Source organism: Actinomadura rubrisoli (assembly GCF_004349215.1).
GTDB classification, from domain to species: Bacteria; Actinomycetota; Actinomycetes; order Streptosporangiales; family Streptosporangiaceae; genus Spirillospora; species Spirillospora rubrisoli.
Window position 1 is genome coordinate 1 of record NZ_SMKU01000158.1, and the last position, 21,746, is coordinate 21,746.

The 21,746-nt window shown below is 70.9% G+C and carries 23 protein-coding genes; 10 read left to right on the forward strand and 13 right to left on the reverse strand.

What is annotated here, in order from left to right:
* Positions 1-102: 102 nt before the first annotated feature.
* Positions 103-1,032, reverse strand: coding sequence for a DUF4097 family beta strand repeat-containing protein (locus E1298_RS26305; RefSeq protein WP_131897803.1), 930 nt, complete (start codon positions 1,030-1,032; stop codon positions 103-105).
* A 119-nt stretch (positions 1,033-1,151) separates the two neighbouring features.
* Complete coding sequence (locus tag E1298_RS26310; protein ID WP_131897805.1) at positions 1,152-1,778, reverse strand: cob(I)yrinic acid a,c-diamide adenosyltransferase; 627 nt, start codon at positions 1,776-1,778, stop codon at positions 1,152-1,154.
* A 75-nt stretch (positions 1,779-1,853) separates the two neighbouring features.
* Here E1298_RS26310 and E1298_RS26315 point away from each other — a divergent pair, with 75 nt between their 5' ends.
* The 3 genes from E1298_RS26315 (at position 1,854) to E1298_RS26325 (ending at position 6,841) form a co-directional block, all read left to right on the forward strand.
* Entirely contained in the window at positions 1,854-3,452 is a 1,599-nt protein-coding gene (locus tag E1298_RS26315; RefSeq protein WP_131897807.1) for a GMC family oxidoreductase, read from the forward strand.
* Between the two features lie 450 nt (positions 3,453-3,902).
* The gene (locus tag E1298_RS26320; protein WP_243725820.1) at positions 3,903-5,273 is read left to right on the forward strand and encodes a carotenoid oxygenase family protein; all 1,371 of its coding nucleotides are present in this window, start codon (positions 3,903-3,905) and stop codon (positions 5,271-5,273) included.
* A gap of 68 nt (positions 5,274-5,341) precedes the next feature.
* Positions 5,342-6,841, forward strand: coding sequence for an aldehyde dehydrogenase family protein (locus E1298_RS26325; protein WP_131897809.1), 1,500 nt, complete (start codon positions 5,342-5,344; stop codon positions 6,839-6,841).
* Positions 6,842-7,255: 414 nt separating this feature from the next.
* Here the strand turns inward: E1298_RS26325 and E1298_RS26330 are convergent, their stop codons facing one another.
* Complete coding sequence (locus E1298_RS26330; protein ID WP_131897811.1) at positions 7,256-8,077, reverse strand: NmrA family NAD(P)-binding protein; 822 nt, start codon at positions 8,075-8,077, stop codon at positions 7,256-7,258.
* 114 nt (positions 8,078-8,191) lie between these two features.
* On the opposite strand from E1298_RS26330, the gene E1298_RS26335 reads away from it, so the two are divergent.
* Positions 8,192-8,875, forward strand: coding sequence for a TetR family transcriptional regulator (locus E1298_RS26335; RefSeq protein WP_131897813.1), 684 nt, complete (start codon positions 8,192-8,194; stop codon positions 8,873-8,875).
* Here E1298_RS26335 and E1298_RS26340 read toward each other — a convergent pair.
* The 4 genes from E1298_RS26340 to nucS all read right to left on the reverse strand — a co-directional run bounded on the left by E1298_RS26340 (position 8,856) and on the right by nucS (position 11,544).
* Positions 8,856-9,647 (reverse strand): site-2 protease family protein, encoded by a 792-nt coding sequence (locus E1298_RS26340; RefSeq protein WP_243725821.1) that lies wholly within the window; start codon positions 9,645-9,647, stop codon positions 8,856-8,858. The two genes, E1298_RS26335 and E1298_RS26340, sit on opposite strands and share 20 nt — an antisense overlap.
* Before the next feature lie 79 nt (positions 9,648-9,726).
* Positions 9,727-10,311, reverse strand: a complete 585-nt coding sequence (locus E1298_RS26345; RefSeq protein ID WP_131897815.1) for a TetR/AcrR family transcriptional regulator — start codon at positions 10,309-10,311, stop codon at positions 9,727-9,729.
* Between the two features lie 80 nt (positions 10,312-10,391).
* Positions 10,392-10,799, reverse strand: coding sequence for a DUF3224 domain-containing protein (locus tag E1298_RS26350; RefSeq protein ID WP_131897817.1), 408 nt, complete (start codon positions 10,797-10,799; stop codon positions 10,392-10,394).
* A 64-nt stretch (positions 10,800-10,863) separates the two neighbouring features.
* Complete coding sequence (nucS, locus tag E1298_RS26355; protein ID WP_131897819.1) at positions 10,864-11,544, reverse strand: endonuclease NucS; 681 nt, start codon at positions 11,542-11,544, stop codon at positions 10,864-10,866.
* 265 nt (positions 11,545-11,809) lie between these two features.
* On the opposite strand from nucS, the gene E1298_RS26360 reads away from it, so the two are divergent.
* The 4 genes from E1298_RS26360 to E1298_RS26375 all read left to right on the forward strand — a co-directional run bounded on the left by E1298_RS26360 (position 11,810) and on the right by E1298_RS26375 (position 14,271).
* Positions 11,810-11,995, forward strand: a complete 186-nt coding sequence (locus E1298_RS26360) for a hypothetical protein (protein ID WP_131897821.1) — start codon at positions 11,810-11,812, stop codon at positions 11,993-11,995.
* A gap of 137 nt (positions 11,996-12,132) precedes the next feature.
* Entirely contained in the window at positions 12,133-12,519 is a 387-nt protein-coding gene (locus E1298_RS26365; RefSeq protein ID WP_131897823.1) for an SCO5389 family protein, read from the forward strand.
* Positions 12,520-12,730: 211 nt separating this feature from the next.
* The gene (locus tag E1298_RS26370; RefSeq protein WP_131897825.1) at positions 12,731-13,603 is read left to right on the forward strand and encodes an SAM-dependent methyltransferase; all 873 of its coding nucleotides are present in this window, start codon (positions 12,731-12,733) and stop codon (positions 13,601-13,603) included.
* 128 nt (positions 13,604-13,731) lie between these two features.
* A complete protein-coding gene (locus tag E1298_RS26375) occupies positions 13,732-14,271 on the forward strand; it encodes a hypothetical protein (protein ID WP_243725822.1) in 540 nt (179 codons plus the stop codon).
* Here the strand turns inward: E1298_RS26375 and E1298_RS26380 are convergent.
* Positions 14,195-15,358 carry an asparagine synthase-related protein gene (locus E1298_RS26380; protein WP_131897827.1) on the reverse strand — a complete coding sequence of 388 codons (1,164 nt, stop codon included), beginning with the start codon at positions 15,356-15,358 and terminating at the stop codon, positions 14,195-14,197. The two genes, E1298_RS26375 and E1298_RS26380, sit on opposite strands and share 77 nt — an antisense overlap.
* A 383-nt stretch (positions 15,359-15,741) precedes the next feature.
* A complete protein-coding gene (locus tag E1298_RS48395; RefSeq protein WP_165975668.1) occupies positions 15,742-15,897 on the reverse strand; it encodes a hypothetical protein in 156 nt (51 codons plus the stop codon).
* Between the two features lie 195 nt (positions 15,898-16,092).
* On the opposite strand from E1298_RS48395, the gene E1298_RS26385 reads away from it, so the two are divergent.
* Entirely contained in the window at positions 16,093-17,397 is a 1,305-nt protein-coding gene (locus tag E1298_RS26385; RefSeq protein WP_131897829.1) for a helix-turn-helix domain-containing protein, read from the forward strand.
* A gap of 33 nt (positions 17,398-17,430) precedes the next feature.
* On the opposite strand, the gene E1298_RS26390 is transcribed toward E1298_RS26385, so the two are convergent.
* Both E1298_RS26390 and E1298_RS26395 read right to left on the reverse strand, forming a co-directional pair.
* On the reverse strand, positions 17,431-17,811 hold the full coding sequence (locus E1298_RS26390) for an OsmC family protein (protein WP_131897831.1): 381 nt from the start codon (positions 17,809-17,811) through the stop codon (positions 17,431-17,433).
* 58 nt (positions 17,812-17,869) lie between these two features.
* Positions 17,870-18,328, reverse strand: a complete 459-nt coding sequence (locus E1298_RS26395) for an Rrf2 family transcriptional regulator (RefSeq protein WP_131897833.1) — start codon at positions 18,326-18,328, stop codon at positions 17,870-17,872.
* A 231-nt stretch (positions 18,329-18,559) separates the two neighbouring features.
* On the opposite strand from E1298_RS26395, the gene E1298_RS26400 reads away from it, so the two are divergent.
* Positions 18,560-20,557, forward strand: coding sequence for an NACHT domain-containing protein (locus tag E1298_RS26400; RefSeq protein ID WP_131897835.1), 1,998 nt, complete (start codon positions 18,560-18,562; stop codon positions 20,555-20,557).
* Positions 20,558-20,610: 53 nt separating this feature from the next.
* On the opposite strand, the gene E1298_RS26405 is transcribed toward E1298_RS26400, so the two are convergent.
* Both E1298_RS26405 and E1298_RS26410 read right to left on the reverse strand, forming a co-directional pair.
* On the reverse strand, positions 20,611-20,946 hold the full coding sequence (locus E1298_RS26405; protein WP_131897837.1) for a hypothetical protein: 336 nt from the start codon (positions 20,944-20,946) through the stop codon (positions 20,611-20,613).
* The coding region (locus tag E1298_RS26410; protein WP_207944847.1) for a hypothetical protein at positions 20,943-21,746 on the reverse strand (804 nt) is incomplete at its 5' end. The genes E1298_RS26410 and E1298_RS26405, both read right to left, overlap by 4 nt.

The window sequence follows — 21,746 nt, forward strand, 5'->3', positions numbered from 1 at the left end:
GTGGGGGCGCGGTGTCTGCGGGTGGTGGGAGCGCCGCGCGGTGCATGCGGGGGGCGAGGTGTCCAGCGCATGCGCGTGGTGAGGTGCGTGTGAGCCGGTGGCTCAGGCGGGGGTCACGGTGATGTTGCCGTCGCCGGTGGAGAGCTTGATGTGGCGGGCGGACTGGGATTCGCGGTGCACGGCGGGGTCGACCCGTTCGTGGCCGGTGTCGGTGGCGAGGGTGAGGGCGTAGCCCTCCTGGTCGTGGGGCAGCTTGAGCCGGACGGAGCCCGTGTTGGTGGTGGCCTGCACGTTGCTGGGCGGCACGGTCAGGGCCAGGTGGATGCCGCCGTCGCCCGAGTGGGCGGTGAGCCGGTCGGTGCTCAGGCCGTCGGAGTGGATCGTGCCGGTGCTGGTGCGCAGATCCGCCGCGGCGGCGCGCCCGCTGAGCCGGATGTCGCCGTCGCCGGAGCGGGCGGTGAGTCGGTCGGAGGTGAGGCCGGTCGCGGTGATCGATCCGCTGCTGGTGCGCAGGTCGGCGCTCGCGGCGCGGCCCGAGACGCGCAGCTTCCCGTCGCCCGAGCGCAGGGACAGGGACGCGGTGCTCAGGTCGGACGCGTTGATCGAGCCGGAGCCCGTCTTCAGCCGGGCCGCGCCGCCGAGGCCGGAGACGGTGATCGGGCCGTCGCCGGTGTCGACCTCGACGGCCATGGAGCGCGGGACCTGGACGTGGTAGGAGATCTGGCAGCCGTTGAACCCGATCGCGTTGTGGGCGCACTTGGACGACAGGGAGAGCGTGGAGCCCTCGGTGGTATGCCGGGAGTCGGGCTTGTTGTGGCCGTTGGTCCAGCGCCGCTTCTCGCGCACCTTGACGCCGGGTGAGTCGGACGCCACGATCTCGACCTTGCCCCCGTCGGTCTTCACCTTGAGCGCGGTGACACCTGCGGGCCCGTCGTAGGAGCGGTTCTCCGTGTGCCGGCCGACGCTCAGGCCGCACCCGGTCAGTGCCATGGCCAGGACGGCCAGTACCGCCATGCCTGTCAGGGTCCTCACGTCGCTCTCCCGTTGTCGCCTTACGCCCCGTACGGGACAAGCCTCCCGTGGAGCGGGGGCCACCACCAGGAGGCGGGCCCGTATCCCGGTGGTGGGGCTAGCCCCACCACCGGGCCCGGTCAGCGCTCGCCGCCGGGCTTCCAGAGCAGGTCGCCGCGCTCGGCGTTCGCGACCCGGCCGAGGATGAACAGCAGGTCCGACAGGCGGTTGAGGTAGCGGGCGGTCAGCGGGTTCACGCCGCGCTCGGGGGCGTCCGGGTCGCCGTCGGCGGCGGCGCCGTGCGCCTCGATGGCCGCCCACGCCGAGCGTTCGGCCCGCCGGGCGACGGTGCGGGCGACGTGCAGCAGCGCGGCGCCGGGCGTCCCACCGGGGAGGATGAAGCTGCGCAGCGGCTTCAGGGCGGCGTTGTGCTCGTCGCAGGCCGCCTCCAGCCGGTCGATGTAGGACGCGTCGACGCGCAGCGGCGGGTACTCCGGCTCGGGCACCACGGGGGCGCACAGGTCGGCGCCCACGTCGAACATCTCGTTCTGGACGCGGGTCAGCAGCGCGACCACGTCGTCGGGTAGGGAGCCGAGCGCCAGGGCCGCCCCGATCGCGGCGTTGGCCTCCTCGACGTCGGCGTAGGCGGACAGGCGCGGGTCGGTCTTCGAGGTACGGGACGCGTCGCCCAGCGCGGTGCTGCCGTCGTCGCCGGTCCGGGTGTAGATCCGCGATAGGACGACGGGGTTCTCCCTGTTCTTCGCCATGCCGATCACCCTAACCCGGACGCCTCTAGAAAGCGGTTCGGTAGTGTTTGTGCCCCACGCACCCCCGGAGGCGCCGTGTACGACTACATCATCGTGGGAGCGGGCAGCGCGGGCTGCGTGCTCGCCGCCCGGCTCACCGAGGACCCGGGGACCAGGGTCCTCCTCCTGGAGGCGGGGCCGCCCGACGACGCCCCCGAGATCCACATCCCGGCGGCCGTCGCGTCGCTGATCAAGGGCCCGTTCGACTGGGACTACACGACCGCGCCGCAGGAGCACGCCGCCGGACGCAGCGTCTACTGGCCGCGGGGCCGCACCCTGGGCGGCAGCTCGTCCACCAACGCGATGATCTACATTCGCGGGCACCGGTACGACTACGACACCTGGCGCGACTCCCACGGCTGCGAAGGCTGGGGCTTTGAGGACCTGCTGCCCTACTTCCTCCGTGCGGAGGACCAGCAGCGCGGCGAGACCCCCTACCACGGGGTAGGCGGCCCGCTCCGCGTAGAGGACCTCCGGTACAAGCATCCGCTCACGCGGGCGTGGGTGCAGTCGGCGAGGGCGTACGGTCTGGCGGCCAATGGCGACTTCAATGGCGCCGACCAGGACGGTGTGGGCTTCTACCAGGTCACCCATAAGCGGGGGAAGCGCTGGTCGACCGCCGTGGGCTATCTGCGCCCGGCGACGGGCCGTCCCAATCTGACCGTCGTCACCGATGCCCTCGCCACCCGCGTCCTGATCGAGGACGGCCGCGCGGTGGGCGTCCGGTACGAGGTCCGTGGCGCGACCGTGGAGGTCCGGGCCGAGGCGGAGGTCGTCCTGTCCGGGGGAGCGGTCAACAGCCCGCAGCTGCTCATGCTGTCGGGTGTCGGCCCCGCCGACCATCTGCGTGAGCACGGGATCGATGTCGTCGTCGACTCGCCGGTGGGCCAGAGGCTTCAGGACCATCCGTTCGTGAACGTCATGTTCGCCACACCCCGCACGAAGGGGCTGTGGGAGCTGGCCAACGCGCGCGCCTTCGCCATGTACGCCGCTCTGGGACGTGGCCCGTACGCGTCCAACGTGGCCGAGGCGGGCGGATTCGTCCGGACGGTCGAGGGGCTGCCCGCACCAGACCTCCAGTACCACGTGCTCGCCACGCCGTTCATCGACCAGGGCCTTGTCGAGCCGTCGCAGCGGCTCCTGTCCGTCCTGGTGGCCGCCGTCGCGGTCGCGAGCCGGGGCGCGCTCACGCTGCGCTCGGCGAGCCCGTACGCCAAGCCGCTGATCGATCCCGCCTATCTCGCCGACAAGGCGGACCTGGAGATCCTGGTCGCCGGCGTGCGCCAGGCCCGGCGGATCGCCGCCTCGGGGCCGCTCGCGTCGCTGGTCGGCGGCGAGTGGGCGCCCGGCGAGCAGGCCGAGGACGACGAGGCCCTCGCGGAGTTCGTCCGGCGGGAGTGCGCGACGCTGTTCCATCCCACGAGCACCTGCGCCATGGGCGGCTCGGAGGACTCCGTCTGCGACACCGAGCTGCGCGTTCGCGGCGTCGAGGGGCTGCGGGTCGTGGACGCGTCGGTCATGCCGTCCGTCCCGCGCGGGAACACCAACGCGCCGACCATCGCCATCGCCGAGCGCGCCGCCGACCTGATCCGGGGCCGCGCCCCGATCTCGACCGCGAACGCGGCGTGGCGCTGACCGGCCGCGGCCGGGACCTCGGAAACGAGGAACGCCCCCGTCATCGTGACGGGGGCGTTGGCCGATGGGTCCTGTGCGGGGGCGTCACCGCTTGAGCGCCTTGGCCAGCCGCGCCCGGCGGGCGCTCTTGGCCTCGGCGCGCAACTTCGCTACGCGGTCGTCCACCAGGACCTTGGAAAACTCCGGACGGATCATGATGCCTTCTCCTTGTCTCCGCCGGGCCCTCTTGGCCCGACATGTACAAGGTTCGCGCTAAGGCCCCGCCCCCCACATCGGGACGAAGCCCTATACCCGCGCCTTAGATCGCCTTAGTTCTCCGGCTCCGGCTTAGGACCCGGGGAACCAAGCCGGGGAACCCTGGCCGCCGGGCGCCCGTTCACCGGGTGTCGCCGCAGTGGATCTTGGTCTCGGCGGCCGGCCGACGTTCTTTCCTTCGGAGAGGGGTCCGAGTTGACCGAGTCCATCGCCGCCTGGATGAGCGGGCGCATGGCTCCCGTCCCCGACGAGATCGAGGCCCTCGGCCTCGCGGTCACCGGCACGCTCCCGCGCGAGCTCACCGGACGGTACTTCCGCAACGGCCCGAACCCGCTTCCCGGGCAGCCGAGCGGGCACTGGTTCAGCGGCCCCGGCATGATCCACGGCGTGCGGCTCCGCGACGGCTGCGCCGAGTGGTACCGCAACCGCTGGGTCCGGACGGCCCAGCTCGCGGGCGACGCCCCGTTCGTGCGGGACGACCTCACGATCGACCGGACGGTCGTCGCCGCGAACACCCACGTCATCCCGCACGCCGACAAGATCTTCGCGCTGGTGGAGGTCGGATTCCCCTACGAGGTGACCCCCGAGCTCGACACGGTCGGGCCGTGCGACTTCGGCGGGCGGCTCACCACCGCCATGAGCGCGCACGCCAAGCAGGACCCGGTCACCGGCGAGCTGCTGTTCTTCGGCTACGGGTTCTTCCCGCCGTACCTGACCTACCATCGCCTCTCGGCGGACGGGCGGCTGGTCGAGAGCCGTGAGATCGAGGTTCCCGGGCCCACGATGATGCACGACTTCGCGATCACCGAGCACCACGTCGTCTGGCTCGACCTGCCCCTGGTGTTCGACGTCGACCTGGCGGTGAGCGGGGAGGGCGCCATGCCGTTCCGCTGGGACGACGCGTACGGCGCCCGGCTCGGCGTCATGCCGCGCGGCGGAGGCGGCGACGTGCGGTGGTTCGAGATCGACCCGTGCTACATGTTCCACGTCGGCAACGCGCACGAGGACGCGGCCGGGCGGGTCGTCCTGGACGGGGCGCGCTACCGTCCCGGGGACTTCGCCGCGCTGTGGAAGCTCGTCGGCGGCGTGACACCCCAACCCGCCCAGGATGCGGCGAGCGCGGCGAGCAGGGCGGCGGTCGCGTCGGGGTCGGTGTCGGCCGCCCACCTGTACCGCTGGGTGCTGGATCCGGCGACAGGGAAGGTGGACGGGAAGCAGCTCGACGACCGGGGTGTGGAGTTCCCCACGCACGACGACGCCCGGACGGGCCACGAGCACCGCTACCTCTACACGGTCGCCAGTGACGCGATCGTGAAATACGACCTGAACACCGGTTCCTCGTCCGCGTATGACCTTGGCAAAGACACAGAGGCGGGCGAGGCGGTGTTCGTCTCGGCCGAAGGCGCGCGCGCAGAGGATGAGGGATGGCTGCTGTCGATCGTCTCCAGTGACTCGGGCTCGGACCTACGCGTCCTGGACGCGGCGGACCTCTCCCTCACCGCGACGGTGCACCTGCCGAGGCGGGTACCGTCCGGCTTCCACGGGAGCTGGATCCCCGACGCGTGAGGCATGCTTTACTAGCGAGTACACGCGTGAAAGCAACCACTTACCAGGCTCCTCCCGGGAGGTTCCTCATGTCCGTGGCCACGGAGAACGCCGAGACGTTCGCGTCCCTGAACCCGGCCACCGGGGAGGTCGTCGCCGAGCACCCCGTCCACGACGACGCCGCCGTGGCGGACGCGCTCGCCCGGGCCCGCGAGGCCGCCGGATGGTGGCGCGCCCTGGGCTGGAAGGAGCGCCGCCTCCGGCTGCTGAACATCAAGGGCGCGCTCACCCGGAACCTGAACCGGATGGCCGAGCTCATCCACCAGGAGACCGGCAAACCGGTGCAGGACGCCCAGCTTGAGACCATCATGGCGATCTCGCATCTGGACTGGGCGGCCCGCAACGCCGGGAAGGTCCTGGGGCGGCGCAACGTCTACCCCGGCCTGATGGCGATCAACCAGCGGTGCGTGCTGGAGTACCAGCCGCTCGGCGTCGTCGGCGTCATCGGGCCCTGGAACTACCCGATCTTCACCCCGATGGGTTCGATCGCCTACGCGCTCGCCGCCGGGAACGCCGTGGTGTTCAAGCCGTCGGAGTTCACCCCGGGCGTCGGCGTCCTGCTGGCCGAGCTGGTCGCCGGGGTCGTCCCGGAGCACCCCGTCCTGCAGGCGGTCACGGGCCTCGGCCCGACCGGCGCCGCGCTCGCCGCGTCGCCGCTCGTCGACAAGATCGCCTTCACCGGGTCGGCCCGCACCGCGAAGCGCGTCATGGCCGCCTGCGCGGAGAACCTCACCCCGCTCGTCGCCGAGTGCGGCGGCAAGGACGCCTGCATCGTCGACTCCGACGCCGACCTCGACGCGGCCGCCGACGCCGCGCTGTGGGGCGCGATGTCGAACGCGGGCCAGACCTGCATCGGCGTCGAGCGCATCTACGTCGTGGACGAGGCGTACGACGCGTTCCTCGGCAAGCTCACCGAGAAGGCCCGCGACCTGCGGCCCGGCTTCGACCGCGAGGCCGCCTACGGCCCGATCACGATGCCGTCCCAGCTCGACGTCATCGAGCGGCACATCAAGGACGCGATCGGCAAGGGCGGCAAGGCGGTCGTCGGCGGCCCCGAGTCCGTCCGCAGGCCCTACGTGGAGCCGGTGGTGCTCACCGATGTCCCGGACGACTCGTCCGCCGTCCGCGAGGAGACGTTCGGGCCGACCATCACCGTCCACCGCGTCAGGGACCTCGACGAGGCGGTGGAGAAGGCCAACGAGGGCACCTACGGCCTCGCCGGGACGATCTTCTCCGGCAGCCGGTCCCGCGCGATGGACGCGGCGCGGCGGATGCGCTCAGGCATGACCTCCATCAACGCGTTCGCGGCGTTCGCCCAGGTCGCGGCCCTCCCGTTCGGCGGTGTCGGCGAGTCGGGCTTCGGCCGCATCCACGGCGCGGACGGCCTGCGCGAGTTCGCCCGCCCGAAGGCCATCACCCGCCAGCGGTTCGCGTCGATGAACCTCACCTCGTTCGACCGCACCGAGAAGGAGATGGCCCGCGTCCTCGGCCTGATCAACATGGTCCACGGCAGGCGCTACAAGCGCTGACCCAGGACATGAGCGGGACTAGGCAGGGCTAGGCAGGTCGGGGCAGGGCTAGGCAGGTTGGGGCGGCGGTCTAAGGCGTTCTAGGACGCCTGGATAAGGCTTCGTCCCGATGTGGGGGCCGGGGCCTTAGGACGAACCTTGTACATGTCGGGCCAAGAGGGGCCCGGCGGAAACAAGGAGAAGACCATGATCCGCCCCGAGTTCTCCAGGGACCTCGTCAACCACCGAGTGGCCGAGCTCCGCGCCGAGGCGCGCAACGCCCGCCGCGCCCGTCTCGCCAAGGCGCTCAAGCGGTGACGCCCGCCCCGTGTCCGATCCGGCCAACGCCCCCGTCGCAAGACGGGGGCGTTCCTCATTTCCGGGCCGCGTTTCCATGCGCATATCCGGACCGCGGGGCCGGGCGCGGCCGGGCGCTCAGCGGAAGGCGTCGGCGTGGTCGGCGGCCCACTCGGCGAACGTCCGGCCCGGACGGCCGGTGATGCGCTCGACCTCGGGGGAGATCTCGGCCGGGCCGTGCACCGCTTCGGCGCGGAGCCTCAGCAGGGCGTCCACCAGGCCCTCGCGCATGTAGGGGCGGGAGAGCAGCTGCGCGCGCGCCTCCTGCGGGCTGATCTCCTCGAAGCGCGCCGGACGGCCGATGGCCTCGCCGATGATCCGCACCATGTCCGGCTGGGTGAGCGACTCGGGGCCGCTCAGGACGGGCTTGGTGCCGACGTGGTCGTCGGTGGTCAAGGTGCGGGCGGCGACCGCGGCGATGTCGCGTTCGTGGATCGGCGAGGTCTGCGCGGCCGGGTACGGTTCGCGGACGGGCGCGCCGGTGCGGATCTCGTCCCGCCAGCCCAGGGTGTTGGCAGCGAACTCGCCGGGGCGCAGGAACGTCCATTCGAGCCCGGTGTCCTCGATCGCCCGCTCGATCTCCAGGTGATGAGCGGCGAGGACGTTGGACGGGTCGGTGTCGACCGCGGCGGACGACGACAGCATGACGACGCGCCGGACGCCGGCGTCCTTGGCGCGGTCGAGCACGTCGCCGAGGCCGCCCCAGAACACGGTCGGGTTGAGGAAGAGGGACGTGACGCCGTCCAGCGGCATCTCGTCGGTGCGGGCCAGCTCGGCCTCGCTCGGCAGCCGCGCGGTCTCAGGGTCGCGGGTCAGGGCGCGGACCTTGGCGCCCGCGCGGATCAGCTCGCCGACGAGGTGGCGGCCGACGTTACCGGTGGCTCCGGTCACAAGGATCATGTTCGTCTCGGCTTTCGGTGTCCGGGGTGCAGTGCCCCCAGGTTCAACCAGATGGATGAAGATGTCAAACAGCCGGATGGGTGACGAGTTCAGGTGGACGGCTAGGATGGGGACGTGACGGAGACGACGAGGCGGCCCAGGCGCGCGCCGGACCCCGAGGAGCGCAAGCTCGACGCCGAGCGCTCGCGGCAGCGGCTGCTGGACGCGGCGCTGGACGAGTTCTCGGCCAAGGGGTTCGCGGGCGCCCGCGTCCAGGACATCGCCGACCGCGCCGGGGTCAACAAGCAGCTGATCAACTACTACTTCGGCGGCAAGGAGGGCCTGTACCGCGCGCTGGGCCGCCGCTGGCAGGAGCAGGAGGACGAGTTCAACGACCCGGCCATCACGCTGGACGAGCTGCTCGTCCGCTACCTGCACCACGCCATGGACGACCCGCGCGGCACGCGGCTGAACGCCTGGCGGGGCCTCACCGAGGACGACGCGGAGATCCCGCCTGAGATGCGGGAGGACCTGTCCGACATGGAGCGGCGCAAGGCCGCCGGAGAACTCGCCGACGACCTGGACCCCGCCGCCGTCATGCTGGTGATGATGGGGATGGTCGCCGCGCCCGTCGTCATGCCCCTCGCGGTGCGCCGCGTCTTCGGCGTGAGCGCCGGATCACCGGAGTTCAGGGAGCACTACACCGAGCAGCTGCGCCGCATCGCCCGCCACCTCGCGGCCGCCCCGGCCGCCCCGGCCGTCCAGGAGGACGACGGGAGCGCGGCGGGGGAGGAGCGCGTCAGTCGTTCCACCACGTGAACAGGGAGTGGCCGAGCCGGATCGGGAGCTCGCCCAGCCCGAGCAGGTCGGTCACGTTGTAGACCAGGTCGAAGAACTCGCGGTTGATCGGCCCGATCCACAGCAGCGCGATCAGCCCGAGGAAGACGTAGCCGCCGTAGGCGTTGGCCTGCTCGACCCACCGCCGCGGCAGATACGGCTCGATGATCCCGAAGCCGTCCAGCCCGGGGATCGGGAGCAGGTTGAGGATCGCGGCCGTCACCTGGAGGAACGCAAGGAAGGCCAGGCCGAGCCAGAACACCCCGTGGTCCTGGTGCGCGAAGTTCTTGTACAGCACGGCCAGCATGACGGCGAAGATCGCGTTGGACAGCGGGCCCGCCGCGGAGATCAGGCTGTGCCGCAGCCGGCCGTGGATCGCGTGCCGGTCGATCCAGACGGCACCGCCCGGCAGGCCGATCCCGCCGAGCAGGATGAACACCACCGGGATCAGGAAGCTGAGCGTGACGTCGGCGTACTTCATCGGGTTCAGCGTGAGGTAGCCGCGGGTGGCGACGCTGCGGTCGCCCGACAGATAGGCCAGATAGGCGTGCCCGAACTCGTGCAGGCACAGCGACAGGATCCAGGCGGCGACCACGAACCCGGACAGCGCCACCCGCGCGGCCTTGTCGGGGCTCGCCCCGTACCGCCAGACGATCAGCCCGCACAGGACGGTCGCCGCCACGATCGCGAGGAACACCGGGCTCGGCTGGACCGCCGACCGTCCCCGCTTCCCGGGCACCGCCCCCATCGTCATCTTCCGGCCCCTCTCACCGCGTCCCGACAGACCCCCGACGCTACCGCCTCGCCCGTATGGCCCGCGTCAGCCGCCCGGCTCAGCCTCCCGCGATGACCGGGACGACGTAGGTGCGCAGGAAGCGGCGCAGCCCGTCGGCGTCCCGGTCGCGGTCCATCACGATCAGCGAGGTGATGATCCGGAAGAGGAACTCCACGGTGCCCTCGACCTCGATGTCGGCCCTGACCATCCGCTGCCGCTGCGCCAGCTCGAAGTGCGGCCGGACGTACTCGCAGCACAGCGCCAGGACGTGCTCGGCCGCGCCCGCCACCGCCGCCTGCATGTGCCCGGCCGCCTCCGGGACCAGGAAGTGCGCGATGGTCGGCTCGCCCCGGACGTACGTGACCGCGTCCAGCGTCCCCTCGACGATCGCCTCCGACACCGACCGCTCCCGGCGCAGCCGCTCGGCCAGCCGATCGAGGAACCGGCGCAGGTCGCGGACCACGACCGCGAGGATCAGCTCCTCGCGGCCGCCCGTCACGCTGCGGTAGACCGTCGCCCGCGACAGCCCGGCGGCGGCCGCGATGTCCTCCACCGTGGTCTTGGCCACACCGAACCGGCCGAAGCACGCCTCGGCGGCGTCGATGATCCGCTCGCGCGTGGCGTCGGCGGTGACCGGGGGCATGACCGAAGATTACCGGCCTACCGTGATCCACCGCGCTGGAAGCGCCGCACCGCGGCGGCCGCGGTGCGGCGGGGCACGCCTCAGTCCAGCGTGTACTCCAGAGACCAGGAGTGGCCGCCGTCCTCGGTGACGGTGATCTGCCCGACGCCGCGGATGCCGGTCAGCTCCCCGGTGCCGGACGTCGGGACGATCAGCCAGCGCAGCCACTGGGTGTCGGCGGTCCCGTCCTCGCTCCCGGCGCTGTGCTGCAGGACGAACGTCCCCTCGCGGCCGTGCAGGATGCCCTGGACGTGCTCCACCGCGACATAGGCGACGGGCCCCGCCGAGGACTCCACCGCGATCATCTCGGTGGAGCTGGTGCCGACGAGGTCCCCGTGGAAGGTCTTGCGGATGTGGGCCCGGGTCAGCTTGTTGCCGCCCTGCTCGTCGTAGGGCTTCTCGGCGTCCCAGGCGTCGATGTCGAACGTACCGCTGGCTTGAAGGGTCATCCCGCCATGATGCCCGTCGCGTCCGGCCTTGTCCCTCAAGGTCCCCCGATGCCCCCGCCCGAGGTCAGAACAGCGTGCCCTCGTGCTCGATGCCGCGCAGCGCGTCGTAGTCGAGGGTGACGCAGTGGATGCCGCGGTCGACGGCGAGCACCCGCGCCTGCGGCTTGATCTCCTGCGCGGCGAAGATGCCGCGCACCGGGGCCAGGTGCGGGTCGCGGTTGAGCAGCTCCAGGTACCGGGTGAGCTGCTCGACGCCGTCGATCTCGCCGCGCCGCTTGATCTCCACCGCGACCGTGGCGCTGCCCGCGTCCCGGCACAGGATGTCGACCGGGCCGATCGCCGTGGGGAACTCGCGGCGGATCAGTGACCAGCCGTCCCCGAGGGTGGTGATGTGCTCGGCGAGCAGCTCCTGCAAGTGCGCCTCCACGCCGTCCTTCTGCAAGCCGGGGTCGAGGCCCAGCTCGTGGCTGGTGTCGTGCAGGATCTCCTCGACGGTGAGGATGAGCCGCTCGCCGGACTTGCCGTGCGTGACCGTCCAGCGGGCGACGGCGCCGTTCTCCTCGAACGGCTCCTCCCGCAGCGAGCAGGGCGGGTTCATCCAGTTGAGGGGCTTGTACGCGCGGTCGTCGGCATGGACGCTCACGCTCCCGTCGGCCTTGATCAGGATCAGCCGGGGGGCCATGGGCAGGTGGGCGGTGAGCTTGCCGGCATAGTCGACGCTGCAGCGGGCGATAACGAGGCGCACGATGACCCACCTTAGTGACGGTCCCGGCCGCTCGTGGCGTTAGCCGGGAACGGCCCGGGGCCCGCGTAGCGGCGGCACCGGCTCGGACTCCGGCGCCCCGAACGCCAGCCGGAAACTCCCGGTATCGGCTCTGAGCTGCATGAGTACGCCTAAGACGGCCGGACCGTCCGATCTAGGGCGTCGTCCCGATGCCGGGGCACCCGCCTTAGGACGAACCTTGAGATATCGGGCCGGGATACAGCGACCCGAAGACGGAGGAGGGGCCGTGTTCCACCACGACATCATGCACTCGATCATGCAGGAGCGGGCCCGTGACCTGCGCGCCGAGGGCCGGGCCGCCCGCGACGCCCGGACGGCGCGCCGGGCCCGCGCGTTCTGGGCGGAGCTGGCCGAGCGCACCACCACGCGGCGCGCGTCCCGGCGTCCCACCACCGCCCCCCAGACCCGCTAGCGCGCGGCGGGCGGGCCGGGCAGTGCGGGGGCCTGCCGGGCGAATGCCGAAGTGGCGATCACTGTCAAGCCTGGAAATATCCGAAACCCGTGGTTAGCGTCGCGAGTGGGTGCATCCGTCCTCCGAAAGGAACCCGCATGTCCCTCGACGTGACCCCGGAACTCCTCAAGACGGCACAGCAGGGCGAGATCGGCGACGCGGAGTTCGTCGAGTGCATCAGGACGTCCCTCCCGTACGCCTGGGAGACGATCGGCGGCCTCGTGGCGAGGCTTCAGGTGGACGGCGGCGACTTCGCCGACAACCTGACCCCGCCGCCGGACGAGCGGGCGCGCGGCCAGCTCCTGCGCGTCCTGGCGAGCGACGCGATGCGCGGGGCCCTGGAGCGCTACTTCGGCGTCCGGCTGGCCTTCCAGAACTGCCACCGCGTCGCCGTCTTCCCGACGGCCGACTCCGCCGCGTACCGCACGTTCGTGACGGCCCGCGAGCAAATCCTCAACCAGTCCCCGGAACTCCGCGACTGCTGACCCCGCCCGCGCTTTCGGGCGCCCGCGGCACGCTGGTGGAGTCCACGGCCCTGGTCCGCGCTGCGGCCAGGACGCGTGCCCAGGTGCGGCGGCGGTTCCAGCTCCGCCCGCTGCACGTCGGTCAGGTCGATAACACCATGATCGCTTCTTGCCCGTTCCCTCATGGAACGCGCTATGGGCCGCTAGCCTGGAATGCTGGATAATCCGCCTTATGGACGCTCAGGAGTGCCCCGTGGCCGCAGCCGAGGACATCCCCACCGAGATCCATCACGACGTGCCCACGGCCGCCCGCATCTACGGGTGGGCTCTTGGCGGCAAGGACAACTACGAGGCCGACCGGCAGTTCATGCTGCAGAACCTGCCGGAGTTCCCCGAATTCATCGACATCGCCCGGCAGAACCGGCTGTTCCTGTACCGGGCCGTCCGATACCTGGCGCAGGAGGCCGGTATCCAGCAGTTCCTCGACATGGGCTGCGGGCTGCCGACCAATGACAACGTGCACCAGGTCGCGCAGAGGTTCGCGCCCGACGCCCGCGTCGTCTACGTCGACCTCGACCCGATCGTGCTCGTGCACGCCCGCGCGCTGCTGGCCGACGACCACTCCACCGCCGTGATCACCGCTGACATGTGCGATCAGGAGGCCATCCTCGCCCACCCGGACGTGGAGCGCCTCATCGACTTCAGCGAGCCGCTCGCCGTGCTGTTCCTGTCCGTCGGCCATCACCTGCTCGACGCCGACGACCCGCGCCGCGTCCTGCGCACCGCCATCGACCGCGCCGTCCCCGGCAGCCACCTGGCGTTCACGCAGATCGTCTGCTCCGACCGCGAGCGCGCCGCCGACATCGACGCCCGCTCGAACGGCGCCGGCCTGCGCTGGCGGACCCGCGACCGCGCCGAGACCGACGCGCTCCTCCCGGACGCCCTGGAGGCCGTCGAGCCGGGCCTGGTCGACATCGTCAACTGGCGCCCCGACCCGGCGCAGCCCCCGCTCGCACCCGTCCCCGCCGAACTGCGGCCGTACGCGGGCGCCTCGAAAATGGGACGCGACCTCACCGAGTACGGCGGCATCCTCCGCAAGCCCTAGCAACCGCACCGCCGACCGCGACAACAACCGCCAACGCGTTCGTCGACGCCTTCCCGCGCTTCTTCCGTGGCGCCTGCGGTGATGCGGCAGGGTAGGCGAATAGTGCCCACGACGGCTTGGAGCGGCTGATGCTGTTGATGCTTCCGGCGGACGCGGCCCGGCACCGGGCCGGAGTGAAGGTCATGGCCGCCGAGAGGGTCGCCTGGTTGCGTGAGCGTGGGTTGAGCGCCCCGGAAGGGATCGCTGAAACGCTGGCCGAGCAGGTGGGTGAACCGGACTGGCCGGTATGGGTGCTGGAACGCGATGGGTTGGTGGCAGGGTGTACCACTGTGTTGAGTGAGTGCCCGGGTTGGGCGTTTACGGTCGCCGAGCGGGAACAGCCGTCGGTGTTCCTGGTATCGACCTGGACTCTGCCCTCCGCCGACCGGTTGGGGCATGTGATCGCACGGTGGGCGTTGGACTACGCGGCCCGGACCGGGCGCGAGCATGTGCGGCGCGGCGCGTTTCATTCCGCGCTGGCCGACTACTACTGCCGGGTGCAGGGGTGGGAGCTGCTGCGGGAGGTGGAGCGGCGGGGCCGGACCGCCTACATCATGTCCCGTCCGGCTGAGCGGCAGCCGGATCTGCCGGTGCGGACCCCGACCGCACCGGTCGGTGGAGAGATCTAAGTCCCGCCTCCAGGATCAGCGGCCGGTACACCTCGTACGTGCGCTGGCCGGTGGTGGCGAAGCAGTGGCAGGCGCGGCGCAGCTCGGCTTCGTCCAGGTAGCCGTCAGCGACCAGCCGAGACCCGCCATCGAGCAGCGATTCCAGCAGCCTTACGCCGTGGCGGCGCATCGCCAGGTCGAGGATGTGCTGGAAGTTCTCCGGCAACGGCGGGTGGGCGACCTCATGGGAGAAGCCGCGGCGGGTCAGACGGCCGCGGAGCAGGCGTTTTCCCTCTCGCCAGAGGGCAGGCAGGCTTTCGGCGAGCCGGACGATCTGTGGGGCGGCCAGCGGGTTGATCGGCCACAGTCCGCGCCGCATGTAGTGCGGGTACAGGGCGGCGTAGGCGTCCAGGATGGACCACAGGGTGGGGCCGATCGGTGCGGCGTCGTCGTAGCGGGCAGCCAGGAGGCGGCGGCCGCGGCCGCCGAGGTAGAGGGGTTCGTGGTTGTGACCGGTTCGTAGCGGCGGCTCTCGTCTCGGCTTGGTGGGGCGGTGGGCGGTCTCGCCCGTGCGGAGCTTCATGGCCTCGTCGCCGCCCAGGCCGGTGAACACGACGGTGGCGCCAGCGGCGGCATAGCGGTCCAGGAGCAGGTTGCGGGCTTCGGCGTACGGGCCTTCTTGAGGGTGGAACTGCTCTCCGCGAACGCGGGGTCCCTCGGGCGCGAACGGCAGGTGGTCGACCATCGCAAGCCGGTAGTCCTCGGCGAACCCGGCGCGTCGTAGCTCCGCGCGACGCCGGGCCTGCTGCTGCCCGTAGGGACCGGTGAGGAGCATCGCGCCGGTGGCGACCCGGCCAGGGTGGAGCTGGGCGAGGGAGAGCGCGACGTTGGCCGAGTCCATGCCGCCGGACAGGTCGGCGACGGCGGTGTCCGGGGTGAACTCCCACTGGTCGATCACCTGGGCGAGCAGGTCGTCGAACGCGGCGATGGGGTCGGCGTCGTCGCGCAGGCGGCGTGGCAGCGCGTGTCGGCCGGGCTCGGGGTAGTCGATGCGCAGCCGTGGAGCCCACCGGCGCTGGTGGTCAGGTGAACCGGCGCCATGCCCCACGAACTGGCGGTGATCGTGACGGCAGTGGGGTGCAAGTCGATCAGGACGAAGCCCAAGGGCCAGGCGGTCGCTTGCGAGCGCAGGCGGGCATACGCGGCCTGGTCGGGCACGCGGAGCAACGGGTCGGCCGGCGTGGTGCTGCGCTGTCGTTCGCGGTTGATGACGAAGCCTTGGCCGCACGGTCCGAGGACAAGCCGGTGTTCCAGGGCCAGGTGGGTGAACGGCTCGATCCAGCCGTGGTCGTGGCGCCAGCCCGCCGCTGCCGGGTGCCAGTGCAGGTCGGCCGGGTCTACAGGGTGGTCGAGACTGAGGCGGAACACGGACGTCCCCTCCTGGTCGGCTGCGGGGGGACGGGCCCCGTGGAGCCCGTCCCCGTCGGGTGGTCAGATCTCGTCGTACTTGCTGGGCTGGTCGGAGTCGCCGTCCTTCTTGGTGTAGTCCTGGGCGTGCACGGCGACGAGGGTCTCGGGCTCGGCGAACAGCCCCGCGAACACCCCGGGGGCTGCGGCGGGCTGGGCGGATGGCAGCGTGACGGACATGGCGGGTCGTTCCTTTCTCTGTTGGGACGGTGAGGCTGGTTGCCTACCTGCCACTTCACATCGTCGAGACCAGGGGCGGTGGACCGTGTGCAGGACCGGCACGCGTTTGCAGGATCTGCACACGGTGGTAGGAAACCTCCGGTTGATCTCGTAGCGTGGAAGGGTCTGGACTCTCTGTGCTCCCCAGGGGCGGCGATGCAGGCGGATCCGTTCTGGCGGTCGGCTGTGGTGACGGCACTGGTCGACGCCGGAGACCTGGGCGAAGTGATCCGGCTGGCGCGCCAGCATCGCGGGTGGCGCCAAGCCGACCTCGGCAGAGCCACGAGTTACTCGGCGGCGACGATCTCCCGGCTGGAGAAGGGCCGCACTGCCGGGCTCGACGTGCTGAAGGCCAAGAAGATCGCGACCGTCTTGGAGATGCCGGCCAACGTGCTCGCCGTGTTACTGGGTGTCGCTGGGCCGGCTGGGTCTACGGTGGTCACCAGAGTGGCCCCTGTGGTCCAGGAGGATCCGATGCGCCGTCGCAATCTGCTCGCCGCCGGACTGGCCGCTGTTCCTGCAGCGGCCCTCGCCCGGCTGGATGACGCGCTTGCGCTGACACCGGCGGCGGCCGTGCCCGCGACCCGCGCGCAGGTCGCCGCGCGGCTCTGGCGGGCGTGGCGGCTGTTTGACTCCGGGAATCTACGCGAGATGGTGGACGGTCTGCCCGCGCTGCTCGCGGACGTGCATCGCACCGCCGCTGAGGAGGCCGACGAGCCGGCGACATGGGTCCTGGTCGCGGCCGTGTACGACCTGGCGGCCGAGGCGCTTCACAAGGTCGGCGCCGCACCCCAATCACGGATTACCGCCGACCGGGCGATGACGTACGCGGCCCGATCGGAAGATCCGGTCGCGCAGGCGGCCGCCGCGCGGTCGTTGGGCATCGTGCTCCGCCACGAAGGGCACGAGGCAGTGGCGCAGCGCCTCACCATGCAGGCTGTCGCGAGGCTGGACCGCACCGGGCTCACGACTCCGACCCAGATCGCCGCCTACGCCCAGACCCTATGCACGACCGCCTACAACGCGTCGCTGGCCGACGACCGGGACAGTGCGCTGGAGATGATGGCCGAAGCCCGCCGCGCTGCGCGCGGGTTGCCGACGCAGATGCCCGCCCGCCCGACCACGGCGCACCGATTCAAGATCACATTGCCGCAGGTGGCGTTGTACGAGGTCGGCGTCCGCTGGGGCCTCGGTGACGCCGGCGCGGCGCTGACCGCGGGACGGGACCTGCGCCCGGAACAGTTCGCCACCGCAGAGCGGCGGGCCCGGCTCCACACCGACATGGCCCGCGCCTACGTCCAGCGCGGCCGACCCGAACCGGCGATCGCCCGCCTCCTGGACGCCTATCAGCAGGCGCCCAGTGAAGTGCGTGATCGTCTCTCCATCCGGCGCGTTGCCGTTGGTCTGGTCGAGCGGCACCGGCGGGTGCCAGGGGCACGGGAACTCGCTGCGATCCTTTGAGGACCAGGGACATCCGGGCGGCGGCGTTTCGCTTCATCGATCTGATGGCTCGAACTCCAGTGGTTTGCTCAACGTCCGGCGCACTGGGGACTGCCTAACCCGCTCGGCCACTGCCCGGTACTGGGGTTCACTTACGGGCGGGTCCAGGACGAGGCGGTAGCGAAAACGTGTGAGGTCCTCCTGGCGGGCCAGCGTCACCGTGATGTTCACGTCGGTGCCGGTGAGTCCCAGTTCCGCCAGCGCCGTCCGGGCCGAGATGGTCATGCATGAGGCCAGCGCCGCCTCCAGCAGTTCGTGCGGCCGTAGACCAGATGAGCCGCCCACCCCGTCCTTGACGGTGTCGGCCGATCCCGTGTTCTGCCCCGCGCAGAACCTGACCTGATACGGCGTCGCCAGTGCTCGCGCCTCCACCATGGTCAACTCCCCTCGCTCACTCGATGAGAAGCTAGCCGATGGGTCCGAGGGATGAGAACTAGGTTTCACTATTTGGACATGCTTCCGGGCGGCGTCGTTCCACGTCCTGATTCAGGACGTCGTGCACGGTGAACCGCCCGAGTTCCGTCGTGACCGCGTCGGCGACCGCTCTGTCGAGGGCCGTCAGTGACTGCTGCACGCTGCGACCGACCGAACACGACGGGTCGGGCCCGTGCAGCCCGAGGACCCGATCCTCTCCCTGGAGGAGCAGCCAGACCTGGGCGAGCGTGATGTCCCGGGCGCCGGTCGCCAGCTCCCAGCCTCCGTGCGCGCCGGGACGCGACCGCACCAGCCCGGCCTCCCGCAGCGGGCCGAGTAACCGGCGCACGTAGACGGGGTTGACGTTGGCACTCCCGGAAAGCTCGTCCGAACTCGCCGGGCTGCCGTCCGCCCGGCCCGCGAGGTACGTCAGGACGTGCACGGCGACCGCGAACTGCGTGTTCTTCGACCGCGCCATGTGCCCCATGCTCCCATATTGCAACCGCTGCAGTTACGGTAATCCCCATTCGTCATCGTCGAGCCAGATGGTCTGCCGCTCCGGCGTCACGGTGATTGAGAACGCCGTCCCCTGAGGCAACGATCGGGGTGGGGCCCACCCTGGTATGTCATCGCCTGCGTCTTTGGTCGCTGCACCACGGCACCTAGAGTCCACCAGCACGCCGTTGGTGGATCTGTCAGACTTTCTCCTGTGAGCTGGCGGATGGCGGCTGCGGGCGTTCTCAGCGCCGGAATCGTCGGGGCCCTGGTCGTGGGACTATGGCTGCGGGGCACCGAGTTCGCCAGCTGGCTGGCGGGGATCGCGGGCTCGGGGGTCATCATTACAGGGCTCTTCGGCTGGGCGCTGCGCGGTTCCGCACCCGCGCCAGAGCCGACCCGCGACGAGGTGCGGGAATCCGCGCAAATCCTGGCCGAGGCCGTCGATTCCCAGTGGACGGGAGAGGCCGCGAACCGCCACCTGTTCGGCGCGACGCCGCTGCGGGTGGGTTGGACTGCGCACGCGGGCTCGTTCCTCCCCGCGCGGGGCACGTCGGAGGAGCTGGATCAGCTGGTCGTCCCGTTCACCGCAGGGGCTGGGCGGCGCCTGGTGATCATCGGCGCTGCTGGTGCGGGGAAGACTTGCGTTGCGATTCTGATGATGCTTGAGCTCCTCAGGAGGAACGGCCTCCCGGTCCCGATCTTCCTTTCGCTCTCGGGGTGGCAACCACGGCGTGAGCCCTACCGTACGTGGCTCGTTCGCAGGATCGCCGAGGATCACCCTTCCGTGGACCCCGCCATGGCACGGGCACTGTTCCGCGCGGGCCTGATCACGCCGGTACTGGACGGCCTCGACGAGCTGCCCGCGTCCGAACGTGCCGCGGCCTTCCGGCAGCTCAACTCCTGCCTGGGCCCCGCGGACTCGCTGATCATCACCTGCCGGACCCGCGAATACGAGCGGATCATCGCCGAGGCCGAGCCGCTGACCGCCGCGGCGGTCGTGGAGATCGATGCCGTCGCGGCCGACGACGTTATCGCCTACCTTGCCGCGGCGATCCCGCCGCGCGCACGCCAAGCGTGGGACGCCGTCCTCGGTGATGAGCGGGCGGCCGCAATGGCCGGGGCACTCGATCGTCCGCTCATGCTCTGGCTGCTGCGGAAGACCTACCTGGAGACCGCTAGAGACCCCCGCGAGCTGTTGGACGCCGTGCAAGCGGGTCCCGAGGTCGTCCACGCTAGGTTGCTGGACGGCCTGGTGACCGCCCTGTACGAGCCGGGCGGCCGGAGCCTGTGGCCAGAGGACCAGGCCCGTTCGTGGTTCGGATTCCTCGCCCGCCACCTCATTCGGCTGGGCACACACGACCTCGCCTGGTGGCAGTTGCACCGCGCCCTGCCTAGACACTGTGCGCCCCTCGCGCTGGGTGCGGTGGCGGCGGCGACCGTCCTCACCACGTTCATGCTGGCAGGTGTCACCACACCGATGGCCTGGGTGAACGCGGCAGTGATCGCGGAAATGTTCATCCTGGGCCTAGAGGCGGAGCTTGGCGGCGGGACGCGCGATATCGAACCGATGCGGGTCGACCTCACGATGATGGGGCGGGTCCGGTTGCTAGCGGGCAGGATCGCCGGCCGGATGCTGGTCGCCACACCGATCGGCGCCTGCTTCACCATCCTTGCAATGGTGCTCTTCGGCCCGCAGGAGGCCGTGGGGATCGGCCTGACCTTCATCGTCCTCAGCGGCGTGGCCATCGGTGTCGTCGACTGGGCACAGAGGGCCTTCGACGCCGGCGGATCTGCCAGCCCGCGGTCGGCCATCAGTGCCGACCGCACTGCCACCCTGCTGGTCCTGTTTGTGGGGATCACGACGTGCGCTGTGGCGACGCTGGTCGCGCTCTGGTTCGGCTTGGTCGTCGACGGATCCGAGAGCAGGATCGCGTCGTTCCCGTACGTGCTCTCCGCAGCGGCGGCCCTCGGTTTCGTCTTCGCCCTGGTCGGGCGGCCCCGTGGTCTGGCGTTCGGCCCGTACCGTGCCTGGCCGCTCTATGTGGTCAGCCGCTGGTACCTCACGCTCCGGGGCCGCTGTCCCGCCCGGCTCGGCCGGTTCCTCGGCGAGGCGCACGAGCTCGGCGTGCTCCGCCAGGTCGGCGGCGTCTACCAGTTCCGGCACGCAGACCTTAGGGATCACCTCGCCGCGCCAGAAGGCTCCCGATGACCCCCATGACAACGGTGTGCAGCGCCCCCGCGGGCTGGGGCTGGTCTGGTCGGTTACAGCCGGGTACAGGCGGGGCAGTGGGCCTCGATGAGCTTCTCGGAGATCACCACGCCGCTGCCCAGGCACATCGGGCATAGCCCGGACTTTCGCACGGCCGGATGCTCAGACAGCGGCGGGCGCGGCCCGTGGACCGCCTCGTCGTAGTCCTCCCCTTCCTCACGGATGCGGAAGCCCCCCGCGTTGTAGCGGGGACCGGGGCGGGGGTCCTCCCGGTTGCCCGTGCCGTGGCAGTCGGAACAGCTGGTTTCAATCCACGACGTCCGGCCGACATAGGCGATCCTGCCCCGGCCTGAGCAGGACGGGCAGGACGGGGCGTCCCAGTCCATCATCGTTGTGCCCTCGCGCGCGTTGAGGTGGCCGGGGCGGAGCTATGCATGATCGCGCGTAGGTCGCGGACGGCGGGGCGGTTCTGGTGATCGCGTGGGACGGCGCGCAGTATCTCCTTGCCGGTCTCGGTGATCATCTGGCTTCGGTGGGCGGCGGGCAACCCGTCGAAGATCTCGATGGCTCGGCCGATTCCCCGGTCGGTGGCTCCGTTGACGGTGGCGCACAGCGCCTCGTGCAGCCGGACGTTCGCGACGTATTGGTAGTCGCCGGTCCGGGAGAGCACCTGGTCCCGCGCGTGATCGGCCCCTGGCTCCTCACCGGCGTAGGAGCGCGCCCAGCTTTCCGCGAACCACACTTGGTCAACCCTCCATATCGCGGGAATCACCCCCTCCTGCTTGTTGGACGGGGGCGAGGTGAGCAACGGCTGCAAATGCCGCTTGGCTTCCTCGTGTCTGCCGAGCATGGATAGCGCTTTGACTTGTGCAAGGTTGATTCGCGCGAGCCCGATGGACGCGGGATTCCCGCCGAGGTGCTGCGCTTTCGTCGTGAGTTGGACGATTGTCGCCGGGTCGCGCTGCCCGTACAGGCCAAGGCCCGCCTCCTCGCTGCGGGCGAGTAGCCCGAGCTCCAGGTCGCCGGACGCGTCGGCCGCCGCGTTCGCGGTCCGGGACCAGTGAGCCTTTTCCATCTTGATCGTGCTGGTCACAAGGTGGTTGCGGTGGACTGAGTCGGCCGGTGACGCGACGAGGCTCCTGGTAGATGCGAAGTCGACCAAAACAACCGCCCTGCCAGGAGCCTCTGG